A 12,101-nucleotide genomic window follows, 5' to 3' on the forward strand; every position below is an offset into this window, starting at 1 on the left:
CCTGAGTATAGCTCTGCGGGGAAGGGTCATGATAAATTGCAGCAGTCGGGGGATAAAGCATGGAATTTTTAGAAGATCTACTCTTAGGCATTGCCTTATTTGCCGGCATAATTTTTACGTGGCGGATTTATGCTGGTTGGCGGAAGCGGTTGTAGCTGGTAATTTGAGCAATAGCGTATCACGTACATGTGCCTGGGTTTAACTTGTTAACCTGATGGTGTAGACGAATTTCACGGATAAACCGTGAGAGGTTTACCTGGTTTTAATCATTTAATTGGAATGATTTAATTTGTATTCAGGAAGGGGGATACCATGCATAGGCTGCTGGATCAGCGGGGGATAAATTCGGTGCATATAATACCACCTAAGGAAGCGCAGTACGCGCCCTTCCCACCGGGTGTCGCCAAGGCCGTAGTACGCTCGCTGGCCGATCAGGGTATCGGGCAGCTGTATGCACACCAGGCTCAGGCAATCGGGCATATTATGGAAGGCCGTAATGTAATCATTACCACCGGTACATCCAGCGGTAAGTCGCTCGTTTATACCATTCCGATGTTTAGTGAATTAATCAGTCACCCGCAGGCCAGGGCTCTGTACATTACCCCCACTAAAGCGTTGGGGCAGAACCAGATGAAAACAATGCAAGATATTGCGGTAACTTTGGAATGGCCCCAGGGAGTGCCGGTTATGGCCACGTGCGACGGTGACACCCCCTTTAACCAGCGGCGGGATGTCATTAACAGTACAGGTGTGCTGATCACCACCCCGGATTTTATACACGCCTTCCTGTTGCCCAGACACCTGGATTGGCCTGGTTTTTGGGGTAGCTTAAAATACATAGTTATTGATGAGGCCCACACTTTAAAAGGCGTTATGGGCTGTCACTGCTTGCAGGTTTTCCGCCGGCTAAGGCGGGTTTGTGACTATTACGGGGCCAGGCCCGTGTTTATTCTCTGCACTGCTACCATTGCCAATCCCGGTGAATTCGCTACCAAACTGGTGGGCCTGGATTTTGCTGTGGTGACTGTAGAGACATCGGCTTCCGGCGAGAAAACAGTGGTTTTTTATGAGCCGCCCACCTATAAAACCGATGATGGACGAACCAAGCGCCGGCTGACCCATTTTGAAGCGGCCCGGGCAGTGGGGCGCTATGTTGAATCCGGCAGGCGCACTATTATGTTCGGCCGCTCCCGGCGGATAGTTGAGTCGGCTTACCGGGTTATTAGAGAAAATTTCCCCGGGGTGGCCGGGGCGATTACCCCATACAAGGGCACCTATGTGCCGCAAATGCGGCGGGATATTGAAAAGAAGCTTTTTAACGGCAATTTAAAGGGTGTTATTTCCACCAATGCCCTGGAGCTGGGCATTAATGTGGGGGAACTGGACACCTGTATACTGGCCGGATTTGCAGGCAGTATTTCCTCCACCTGGCAGCAGGCGGGGCGGGTGGGGCGGAAAGGGCAGAAGTCGTTAATTGTGCTTATGGCTAACGAAGACCCGCTTGATTTATATATTGTACGACACCCACAATACTTTTTCGGGCAGCCCTTTGAAAAAGCGGTGGTCAGCGAAAAAATGCAGTTTTTAGTGGATCACCTGCCCCTGGCCGCCAAAGAGCTTCCCCTTAGCAAAGAAGATGCCGCATACTGGGACCGGGACACTTACTATGAAGCAGTGAAGCTGCTGTTAAAGCACAGGCGGCTAAAACCGCTTACCGACCAACCCAGGACTTACGGCCCGGCGGGACAGTTGGAGTTTTTTAGTCTGCGTGGTGAAAGTGATAATTATAGTACTATCAGTCCCCAGGGTCATAGACTGGAGGAGTATAACTACGATGACGTGATCAGGGATGCCTACCCGGGTGCCATACTCCCTGTCTATAACAGGGTGTACCTGGTGGAGAACGTAGACCATGGTGCCAAATCTATTCAGTTACGAGATCTGCCGGCTCAATTTAAGGATTTTATAACCCGGCCCAATATTCAATCCAGAATTGCCGTGGAAAAGGTTGAACGCACCCACCGGGAAGGTAATGTAGTCGTTTCCAGCGGGGTGCTTAATATACATAAAAGCCTGGTCAGTTATAACCTTATTAATGTGTGGGACAAGCAAAAAGAAAGCCAAAAGACCATCGAAGTCGGACAAAAGCTAAAGCCCATTGACTTTCCTACGGTGGGCATCTGGCTGGATATTGATTTACAGGGTCTTGATCAGGAAGTTAAATATGGCGCGGCCCATGCTTTAAAACACCTGCTGCAAATTATCATTCCATTGGAAGTGATGTGTGAGCGCCACGACCTGGGGGCCAGCTTGCAGGTGCACGGTGATCAGGCGCAAATATTTATTTATGATAACTACGCGGGGGGTGTGGGCCTGGCCGAATCGGTGTTTGAAGAGATAAAGATAGTGTTGGAGCGGTGTTATGAACTGGTGACGGGTTGCAGGTGCCTGGAGGGTTGCCCCTCTTGCATTATTATTCCGCAGTGTTTACAGGCCAATGAAAGGCTGGATAAAGAAGGGGTAACCCAGCTGTTGGCTGCTTTGCTGGGCCGGGAAGTAACCCGCAAGCGGAGTGGCCTGAGCTTGATCAAAGAAAAATTATTTAGAAGATCCTCCAGCCGGGCTGATATAAAAATGGAAGCCCGGGCGCTGGAAATAGAGCTTAAAGAATATGAAAAAGTGTTTGCATTTGTCGGTGCAAACTGGCTTGCTGTAGCTGATTTGATCAAACAGCATTACCCGGCGCGGTTGATTAAATATGAAATTACCATTCTGGCAGTGCATTCTTTGATACACTCCCAAACAGGTAAGCCGGTGCCGGAGCGGGTATTAAAACAGGCGGTATCCCGGTGCTGCGGGTGGTCTGATATGTACCGGCTGTCCTTGCAGGGCCTAAAGGAAAAGGGTTATTTGATCGGCCCGCCGGAGCGGTTGACGTTGTTCCCAGATGTGCAAAACAAACTTCAATCAATACCACAAATGGTTGACTAAGGGAAAAATAATAGATATAATTTAAGTAAAAATTTACATAAAAAGTTTGGGGAGCTCATGTTATGGGCTGAGAAAGGGCTTTTGAGTACCTGACCCATGAACCTGATCGGGGTAATGCCCGCGTAGGGAAGGTATAGTGAAAAAAGCGCACCTGACTTACGTGGTGCGCTTTTTGTACTTAAAGGAAGCATCGTAGGCATTGCATGGCCTGGGCTAAGAATTAAAGTACTTAAAAAGGCGCGCCGGGGGAATGATCGTGGTCGCGCTTTTTTAATTGTCCCGGTTGCCATAACCGGTATGTATTTTAATTACACAAACGAAAATGGATAACCAAGGAGTGATGCTGTGAAAATTATTTTAAACGGTAAAGCAGTTGAGGTTGAGCAAGGTTTGAGTATTGCTGATCTTGTAATGCAGAAAAAGCTAAAACCGGACGCTGTAATTGTTGAAATAAACTATGAATTAATAAAAGCAAAAGATTGGCAGGCCAGAAAATTAAAAGATGATGACCAGGTGGAAATTTTACATTTTGTAGGGGGAGGTTGATGTTGTCAAATGCATGATGCATTAATGATTGGTGGACAAGAGGTTACCAGCCGTCTTTTTTTAGGGACCGGGAAATTTGCTTCCAACGATATGATCCCCGAGCTCGTAAATGTTTCGGGAGCCCAGGTAGTTACAGTAGCTATACGGCGGGTGGATCCGGATTACCCGGAAGAAAACGTGGCCAATTATATTCCGGGAAACTGTATACTAATGCCCAATACTTCCGGAGCGCGTAATGCCCGGGAAGCCGTGCGTATTGCCAAACTGGGCCGGGCTGCGGGTTGTGGTGATTGGGTAAAAATAGAGGTTATTGCTGATAACAGGTACCTGCTGCCCGACAATTATGAAACTATTAAAGCTACCGAAGAACTGGCCGCTGACGGCTTTGTGGTGCTGCCTTATATAAGCCCTGATTTAATGGTGGCCAGAAAACTGGAAGAGGTTGGCGCCGCCGCGGTAATGCCCCTTGGAGCTCCCATCGGCAGTAACCGTGGATTAAAAACAAAGGAATTAATTAAGATATTAATTGAAGAATGTTCCCTGCCTGTTATTGTCGACGCCGGAATCGGGCGGCCCTCCCAGGCGGCTGAAGCTATGGAAATAGGGGCCGCTGCTGTACTGGTCAATACCGCCATTGCTACAGCTAAAGACCCGGTGGCTATGGCCCGGGCATTCGGCCAGGCCGTGGAAGCGGGCCGTAACGCATTTTTAGCCAACCCCGGCGAAGTGTTTGAATATGCCAGGGCTTCCTCGCCGCTTACCGGTTTCTTAAGGAACGAGTAGAGGCGCCATTCGCTAAAAAACTTGCTTGCGGGGCTAATACTTATGTGCAGCTGATACTTGTTTATAGAGCTAATACTTGTCTACAAAGCTAGCACTTGTTATGAAGGTAGTCTTGTTTATAAAGCTATTAGAAGGGGAAAAACAAATGAGTTTCTACGAAGAATACAAAAAGTTTAGCGATAATGATTTTTCAGCTTTTTTTAATGAATTGGAAGATCAAGATATCAGGCGCATTATTGGTAAGAGCCGTCTAACTGAGCTTGATTACCTGGCCCTGTTGTCCCCCCGGGCTGAAAAGTATCTGGAAGAGATGGCTCAAAAGGCCCATCACCTGACGCTGCAACATTTTGGCCGTACCATATTGCTTTACACTCCCCTGTACCTGGCCAATTATTGTGTTAATAGCTGCGTCTATTGTGGTTTTCAGGTCCATAATAAATTGGACAGAAAAAAATTATCCCTGACCGAAGTGGAAGCCGAGGCTCAAATTATTGCCGGCACAGGGCTGAAACATATTTTAATACTCACCGGAGAATCGCGAAAACACTCTTCCGTTAGCTATATCAAGGACTGTACTGAAGTTTTGAAAAAATACTTTACCTCCATCGGCATTGAGGTTTACCCCTTAACTGAACAGGAATATGCAGACTTGATTCAGGCAGGGGTGGACAGCCTGACTATGTTTCAGGAAGCATATAATGAACAGGTTTACCTGGATATGCACCCGGCGGGTCCAAAGCGTGATTATCAATTTCGGCTGAATGCGCCGGAGCGGGCCTGTAAGGCGGGGATGCGCTCGGTTAACCTGGGGGCTTTGTTAGGTTTGCATGACTGGCGCACCGAGGCCTTTTTTACGGGGCTGCACGTTAACTACTTGCAAAACAATTACCCTGATGTGGAAGTAAGCATCTCACCCCCGCGTATGCGCCCGCACCTGGGCGGGTTCAATCCCCCGGTGGATGTGAGCGACAAAAACCTGGTGCAGTATATTTTGGCCTTCAGATTGTTTATGCCCAGGGGGGGAATTACAATCTCCACGCGGGAAAACCCGCAGTTAAGAGAACACTTAATTAAATTGGGGGCAACGAAAATGTCCGCCGGGTCTTGTACGGCAGTGGGGGGACGTACTGATGCAGCTAAATCAACAGGGCAGTTTGATATCTCCGACGAGCGGGATGTGGCCACGATGACCAGGGTAATCTACAGCCATGGTTACCAGCCCGTTTTTAAAGACTGGCAAACGATATAACAGGGCTTACCACTATGAACAAATTTGAGCAAGCGCTGCTGGCCACCCTGGGCAAGGATAACCTGAGCAAAATCCAGCGCTGTAAAATTGGCCTGGCCGGTGCGGGTGGGCTGGGATCCAACTGCGCCCGGTTTTTAGTCTGCAGTGGGTTCAAACAGTTTAAAATTGTTGATTTTGACCAGGTGGAATACAGTAATTTAAACCGCCAATTTTACTTTTTGCACCAGGTTGGGCAGCTAAAGGTGGATGCCCTGGATCAAAATCTGTCGCAAATTAACCCCGGGCTGGAGATGGAGAAGTTGCCCCTGCGGATTGATAAAACAAATGTTCATTCGTTGTTTAATGATTGTCACATTCTTATTGAGGCTTTGGACCGGCCCGAAATTAAAAGAATGGTAGTGGAAGCATATTGGTGCTCCGCCGGGCTGATAGTTGCCGCTTCGGGCCTGGCGGGGTGGGGGCGGGGTGATGAAATCATTACACGTAGGATTAAGTCAAATTTCTTTATGGTTGGTGATATGGTGTCGGAGGCGACCCCGGATTCGCCCCCGCTGGCGCCGGGAGTTAATATAGCGGCCGCCAAGCAGGCTGATGCGGTATTAAGCTACGTTTTGGGAGTTGATGTGCACGATGACTGAGAAACCCGGGTTAACCGGGCTGCTGAAAGCCGATATTTACGGTATCACAGCGTCAGAATATTCCCTGGGTAGAACAAATATTGAAGTCGTCCGGCAGATGATTGCTGCCGGGATTAAGGTTATCCAGTACCGTGAAAAGGATAAAACCCTCAGGGAAAAATACAGCGAATGCCTGCAGATAAGGGATATAACCCGGCAGGCCGGTGTTGTCTTGATAGTTAATGATCACGTTGACCTGGCCCTGATGGTGGGCGCGGACGGTGTACACATTGGCCAGGATGATCTCCCCCCGGAACAAGTTCGGGCCATGGTGGGGGATAAATTGATCATTGGTTTATCCACTCACTCACCTGAACAGGCCCGGGCCGCTGTAAGCTATGGCGTGGATTATATTGGTGTTGGCCCTATCTTTCACACCCAAACCAAAAAGGATGTGTGCGATCCGGTGGGGTTTAGCTACCTTGATTATGTAGTAGAAAACATCAATATTCCTATTGTCGCTATTGGTGGTATTAAAGAATATAACATTCATGAGGTGGCCCGGCGCGGTGCCCGCTGTATCGCCCTGGTAACGGAAATTGTTGGGGCGAATGATATTATAGCCAAGGTAGGCGCGCTGCGGTCCGCCATAAATGACGCAAGGAGGAGTTAGTTTGAGTTATAATACCCAAATGGATGCTGCCCGCCAGGGCATAGTAACCGGGCAAATGGAGGCAGTAGCCCGCAAAGAAAAAATAGATGTCACCAGGCTTATGGATCTGGTAGCCCGGGGCCGGGTGGTTATCCCGGCCAACAAGAACCACTCTTCCCTGGACCCCTGCGGGATTGGCGAGGGAATGAAAACAAAAATCAATGTTAACCTTGGTGTTTCCAAGGATTGCTGCAATATAGAGACCGAACTGGAAAAAGTGCGCTATGCCCTGCAGCTGCAGGCAGATGCCATAATGGATTTAAGCTGTTATGGCAAAACCGAGGAGTTCAGGCGCCGCCTGGTAGATATGTCCCACGCTGCCATTGGCACTGTTCCGGTTTACGACGCCGTGGGCTTTTATGAAAAAGAGCTGGAAAAAATCACTGTGGACGAACTTTTAGGCGTGGTAGAAAAGCATGCTCAAGACGGTGTGGATTTTATGACCATCCACGCGGGGATAAACCGGGCAACTGCGGCCACATTCAAAAAAAACAACCGATTGACCAATATTGTTTCCAGGGGCGGTGCCCTTTTGTTTAGCTGGATGGAACTAAACGACCGGGAAAATCCTTTTTATGAATACTACGATGATTTGCTAAATATATGCAGCCGCTATGATGTAACTATCAGCCTGGGGGATGCCTGCCGCCCGGGCAGCCTTAAAGACGCCACTGATGCCGCGCAAGTTCACGAACTGATTGTTTTGGGGGAATTAACCCGCAGAGCCTGGGAGAGAGGCGTGCAGGTGATGATCGAAGGGCCCGGGCATATGCCTTTAAATGAAATTGCCGCCAATATGATCATGGAAAAGAAACTTTGCCATGGTGCTCCCTTTTACGTGCTTGGCCCGCTGGTCACGGATATCGCACCCGGTTACGACCACATTACCAGCGCCATTGGCGGGGCTATTGCCGCGGCCAGCGGCGCGGATTTCCTTTGCTACGTCACGCCGGCCGAACACCTCCGCCTGCCTACGCTGGAAGATATGAAAGAAGGGATTATAGCTTCACGTATTGCTGCTCACGCCGCTGATATAGCCAAAGGAATTGCCGGCGCCAGGCAGTGGGACGATGATATGAGCGATGCCAGACGCTGCCTGGACTGGCCCCGGATGTTTGAACTGGCCATTGACCCGGAAAAGGCCAGGCAATACCGGGCCGAATCGCAGCCCGAACATGAGGATACCTGTACCATGTGCGGTAAAATGTGCGCTGTGCGTAATATGAACAAGGTGCTTCAAGGATCGGACTCATCATGCTGAAAAATTGAGGCTTTTCGTACCCATAACCATACTCCTTTCATTATAAGAAGAAATGTATTGTTAATAAAGGTACCCTTTGAAAGGGTACCTTTAGATTGTTGACAATATGTTTATCAACAGCCTCAATCCGGAAGACTAAAAGGGTACTGTATTAATCATGGGCTATCCCAGTTCCTCCAAGCTTACACCCAGGCGCTCCTGGAGTTGCTGCTCTAAGTCTTGAGCAATGAACTGACCGGGATCAGCAGTTAGCGATAGGGGACTGACCCCATTTAGGAGGATCTGGAAGACCGGTCAGGTTTTCCAGATCCTCCGGGCACTAAGTATCTCATTTAAACCATTCCTCAATTTTTAGTTTCAGACTAAAAGCCTCAGTTAAAATTGCTGTTTTTCCAGCGACGGTTACGTTCTATGTTATGAAGTGAAGCAACAAACTATGGTCCAGTACCTCCACCAGACCAATAATACCAACCCAGAAAGTTTTTCTTTACATAAGCGAAATGAATTCCCATTTTTGTTGAAGGGTCAACTAAACCATCTATAGTGTACTGTTGGCCATATCTTTTATCAATATATTCAGTTTTCTTTATACTGCAGGTCAAGCTATGGTACGGATTTATAAACAATAGATGTCTCCTAATTGCTAGCTCGGGAGAATAACTTGTGGCGAGGAAGATCCCAATAATTATAATGACAAATATAGCAAATAACTTTTTTGCCTTCAACAGGTTACCTCCTAAGGAATTTCTTGAGCAGTTCTCTGATCCGATGATGTTTTGTATTGATTTTCGGCTTTTCAGTCAGGCATAATAACCGTATTCAGTATCTCTCAGTAATTTTTCAGTCTACTTCGTATGGCTAACGACTACTTGATGCTTATGTTCCAGAGCAAGCTGTTCAAGCTGCTCTACACGCCCTTTTAAACCTTTGCACAAAGCATCAGTACGTGGCTCATCGATATAAGGAGAACCGGAAAGTAAAGTTCGAAATTCCTCATCAATATCCCGGAGTGCGGAAAAGTCAATCCAGTTAAGGTTGCCGGCTAAAACAATCTGTTGGGCATGCGTCGGTTTAAACGGATGGCTTGGGACATCACCATGCGGATCAATTACTCTTGGAACCTGATCATGCCAGAGGCTTGTGCCGCTGTCAAAAACAGGTGCTGCTCCCACCCATGCCAGGGTATCCACATTGCGGACGGCACCAAAGTTTGCGAAATGGCGATCTGTGTTGGCAAGGAGAAAATCAAAAACCAGCAGATAATTCAGAAATTCTTTCATGTCTGGAATGCCAAGGTGTTCACAGCAAAGAAGAAAATGTTCATACAATGAATGATGGTTGCGCTTCTTTTTACTATTGAAAATGCGATAAGCATTGACTAGTTCTGTCTCAGGCGTAATGAAATTTTTACATACGCTGTAAGGAATTCCATTCTCCCAAACGAGACTATATGGCACATAAGCAGCACGATTCAAACGCCGGTGCAGGGAAGTAGCCAGTACTTCATTGAGGGGTTCCTGCTGAAACGGATTGCTTCCAGATTTAATTAGGCAGCGTTTTCCGTCAATGATTTTCCACTTTTTTCGGAGCCATCCATCAGAGGTATTGCAGGGCGACATCAGGTCAAGTTCCCCATGAGGAGAAGCCTGCCCAAAGAGTGCATTGCCTACATCATCAGAAAATAAGTTCTGAAAAAAGTTAATGCGATCCCAATCAAAGGGATGAGCTTTTGGGTTGATCCAATACTGATCGGAAAGACTCAGACCATAACATTTTGTAAGTAGCTGCTCCGTGCAAGATACATTCATGATGTTAAGGGCCTCCCGGATACCGGAACGGCTAGCAGGAATGGAACGGCCCCGCCACCAATCGTTCAGACTTTTTCTATCCGGAAGTCCATTGACAAGGGGAATGCCGACCGGAAGGTATTCCGGATGAATCACCTTGGTGACCTTCAGAATAGTGGCGGTATCATCATCTATATTCAGTTCCACTATAGGGGTGCGTTTATTCATCAAGGTGCACATCATCGTTTATCCCTCCTCACGGTGTTGTTGATATGTTAGTTTACCATTTATAACCTTTTTTCACAAGAGTATGCCCAGGAAATATATAGAGGATCAGTGGAGATCGACTTATATAGTCTAGAAAGTTATTTATAAAGATCTGCTTGGGCAAACTTTCTTTCATAGGTTTCCATACTTACAATTACCAAATCGCCATAACCGTTTTTTGTAATAAAAACGGCTCTTTATTTTTATGACATGGGTGTCGAAAAATTTTTTCAGCTTAAGCAACCACAGACGATCACCCCGAATACAAAAAATATACCGTCGCACTAACGACGACGGTATTATGTAAGTAAGTCGGGGGTTTTGTTTTCGGTGAGGTAACAAAATATGCTCGGTTTTTTACTGTTTATACCCGACCCCACGAGATAACTGGTAATTAATATACTGGTTAAGGCTTACATTTTCCTCTTTTGCCTTCTCAACGAGGATGCGGTGGAGCGACTTAGGAACCCGTACATTAAACTTACCTGAATATTCCTCGCCGGTAGGTTCCGGGATGGGAAGGCCATCTTCCAGGGCAACCTCAAGCCAACATATTTTTGCGTCCTCAATCATTTTAATCGCTTCCTCTACAGTCTCCCCTTGACTGATGCAACCGGGAAGATCCGGGATTGAGACCACGTAACCTCCCTCTTCTGCAGGGGTAATAGTCACCCGGTAAGGTAACGTGAGATAATAATGAAGGTCTTTTTTACTCATCCTCTATCACTCCTTCAAGTGCTGATATAACTTCTTTAACGTATTGGGATTTAATGTGTGGTTCGTTGTGAGGGATAGAAATACTTTTATTGCCTTTTCTGTAGATATAATGACTTGAACCCTTACGTGGTTGCCGTCTTTTAAAGCCTTCTCGAATTAATATTTTATCTAGCTCCTCGAATCTAACGTGCCGGGGGTTATTCTTGATTTTTTCTAAAAGTTTTTCCAGTTTGGTCACGGGGCCTCACCTCATCAATATAGTACTATATTTAGTGGCAGTAGGCAAGGTCATAGACGCATTCCGGGCTGGGGGGCCGGTCTCAGCGAAGGCCTGGCCATAATCCTATTCAGCTTGTCTGGTATCGTTGGTACCGGTTGGCGGCTTAGTAACGACCTCTATGTCCAGAAAAACGTGGCGGTACCTTTCCGGATGCGGAATGTCTCCGTACCGGCGATGTGGACATAGGCTTAAAATATTGTGACGTCAATTGGAACAACCAGGGTTAAATTTCATAATATACCACCTATAATTATTAATAATCAGGCCATAATAACTAGCGTAAGGTTCGTAATGGCCGAGCCAAGATTGTTACAAGGTCGCAAGGCTTTGTAACAATCGGCCAAAGGTTAATATCGGGTCAAACAGGCTCGGTATTAGCCGGCGGGCAGATCGGTAAATATTCCGGCAGGCTGTATGACAGTCTAAAGGATTGTCATATGGTCTTAAGGGATGTTTATCGGTCGAGCTAAGATTATTATGGGTGCCGAAAAATTTTATCAACTTTACAACGTAAGTTTAGTTGTTAAAAATTGTTTGGGTTTGCATCTGTCGAGAGATTGATGCAGGCTCATTAGGTACCCATAATAGTCGAGCAAAGATCATTACGGGTGTCGTAATGGTTCATGGCAGTCGAAAGATTGTCGTGGGCTACGTAGATACGCGTAGTGGTTGTAGCGTAGGTCATTACGGGCTTATAACATAGAAACCCTCTCCCTTTTGGAGGAGGGTTTCTTGTATTGTAGGAATAGTAATATGTCAGAAACCCCCGGCACATTTTCTTATAACAGAAAATGTGTGCCGGGATTATTTTTGGGGGAACCTTATTATAGTAAAAGGATTAGTGCATATATGCATATCGGAACGTAAACCTTTTAGGACTGGTTAGGCTAC

The 12,101-nt window shown here is 47.0% G+C and carries 11 protein-coding genes and 1 riboswitch; of the genes, 7 read left to right on the top strand and 4 right to left on the bottom strand.

Annotated elements, in window-relative coordinates; translation table 11 throughout:
• The first annotated feature begins 312 nt into the window (after window positions 1-312).
• From DESGI_RS04100 to thiC, 7 genes are all read left to right on the top strand, one after another.
• Window positions 313-2,991 carry a DEAD/DEAH box helicase gene (locus DESGI_RS04100; protein WP_006521065.1) on the top strand — a complete coding sequence of 893 codons (2,679 nt, stop codon included), beginning with the start codon at window positions 313-315 and terminating at the stop codon, window positions 2,989-2,991.
• Window positions 2,992-3,028: 37 nt separating this feature from the next.
• A riboswitch (TPP riboswitch) is annotated at window positions 3,029-3,137 on the top strand.
• Window positions 3,138-3,336: 199 nt separating this feature from the next.
• Window positions 3,337-3,537, top strand: coding sequence for a sulfur carrier protein ThiS (thiS, locus tag DESGI_RS04105; protein ID WP_006521066.1), 201 nt, complete (start codon window positions 3,337-3,339; stop codon window positions 3,535-3,537).
• A gap of 9 nt (window positions 3,538-3,546) precedes the next feature.
• Entirely contained in the window at window positions 3,547-4,320 is a 774-nt protein-coding gene (locus DESGI_RS04110; RefSeq protein ID WP_006521067.1) for a thiazole synthase, read from the top strand.
• Window positions 4,321-4,465: 145 nt separating this feature from the next.
• Window positions 4,466-5,569, top strand: a complete 1,104-nt coding sequence (gene thiH / locus DESGI_RS04115; protein ID WP_006521068.1) for a 2-iminoacetate synthase ThiH — start codon at window positions 4,466-4,468, stop codon at window positions 5,567-5,569.
• A 14-nt stretch (window positions 5,570-5,583) separates the two neighbouring features.
• Complete coding sequence (thiF, locus tag DESGI_RS04120; RefSeq protein WP_006521069.1) at window positions 5,584-6,207, top strand: sulfur carrier protein ThiS adenylyltransferase ThiF; 624 nt, start codon at window positions 5,584-5,586, stop codon at window positions 6,205-6,207.
• Window positions 6,200-6,859, top strand: coding sequence for a thiamine phosphate synthase (gene thiE, locus DESGI_RS04125; RefSeq protein ID WP_006521070.1), 660 nt, complete (start codon window positions 6,200-6,202; stop codon window positions 6,857-6,859). Before thiF ends, thiE begins: the two co-directional genes overlap by 8 nt.
• Window position 6,860: 1 nt before the next feature.
• The gene (gene thiC, locus DESGI_RS04130; protein WP_006521071.1) at window positions 6,861-8,159 is read left to right on the top strand and encodes a phosphomethylpyrimidine synthase ThiC; all 1,299 of its coding nucleotides are present in this window, start codon (window positions 6,861-6,863) and stop codon (window positions 8,157-8,159) included.
• A 434-nt stretch (window positions 8,160-8,593) separates the two neighbouring features.
• Here the strand turns inward: thiC and DESGI_RS04135 are convergent, their stop codons facing one another.
• The 4 genes from DESGI_RS04135 to DESGI_RS04150 all read right to left on the bottom strand — a co-directional run bounded on the left by DESGI_RS04135 (window position 8,594) and on the right by DESGI_RS04150 (window position 11,168).
• Window positions 8,594-8,884: a YjcN family protein gene (locus DESGI_RS04135; protein WP_006521072.1), complete on the bottom strand. Its 291-nt coding sequence runs from the start codon at window positions 8,882-8,884 to the stop codon at window positions 8,594-8,596.
• Window positions 8,885-9,004: 120 nt separating this feature from the next.
• Window positions 9,005-10,189 carry a HipA domain-containing protein gene (locus DESGI_RS04140; protein WP_006521073.1) on the bottom strand — a complete coding sequence of 395 codons (1,185 nt, stop codon included), beginning with the start codon at window positions 10,187-10,189 and terminating at the stop codon, window positions 9,005-9,007.
• Between the two features lie 381 nt (window positions 10,190-10,570).
• Window positions 10,571-10,930, bottom strand: a complete 360-nt coding sequence (locus DESGI_RS04145; RefSeq protein ID WP_006521074.1) for a type II toxin-antitoxin system HicB family antitoxin — start codon at window positions 10,928-10,930, stop codon at window positions 10,571-10,573.
• Complete coding sequence (locus DESGI_RS04150) at window positions 10,923-11,168, bottom strand: type II toxin-antitoxin system HicA family toxin (protein ID WP_006521075.1); 246 nt, start codon at window positions 11,166-11,168, stop codon at window positions 10,923-10,925. The genes DESGI_RS04145 and DESGI_RS04150 overlap by 8 nt, the downstream gene beginning before the upstream one ends.
• Window positions 11,169-12,101: the final 933 nt, after the last annotated feature.

It is taken from the genome of Desulfoscipio gibsoniae DSM 7213, from assembly GCF_000233715.2.
Classification (GTDB): Bacteria; Bacillota; Desulfotomaculia; order Desulfotomaculales; family Desulfallaceae; genus Sporotomaculum; species Sporotomaculum gibsoniae.

Bases quoted from the DNA above. Each gene is read 5' to 3' on its own strand.
- DESGI_RS04140 (WP_006521073.1), bottom strand. From the start codon at position 10,189: ATGATGTGCACCTTGATGAATAAACGCACCCCTATAGTGGAACTGAAT.
- DESGI_RS04110 (WP_006521067.1), top strand. From the start codon at position 3,547: ATGCATGATGCATTAATGATTGGTGGACAAGAGGTTACCAGCCGTCTT.
- thiE (WP_006521070.1), top strand. From the start codon at position 6,200: ATGACTGAGAAACCCGGGTTAACCGGGCTGCTGAAAGCCGATATTTAC.
- thiH (WP_006521068.1), top strand. From the start codon at position 4,466: ATGAGTTTCTACGAAGAATACAAAAAGTTTAGCGATAATGATTTTTCA.
- DESGI_RS04100 (WP_006521065.1), top strand. From the start codon at position 313: ATGCATAGGCTGCTGGATCAGCGGGGGATAAATTCGGTGCATATAATA.
- DESGI_RS04145 (WP_006521074.1), bottom strand. From the start codon at position 10,930: ATGAGTAAAAAAGACCTTCATTATTATCTCACGTTACCTTACCGGGTG.
- thiF (WP_006521069.1), top strand. From the start codon at position 5,584: ATGAACAAATTTGAGCAAGCGCTGCTGGCCACCCTGGGCAAGGATAAC.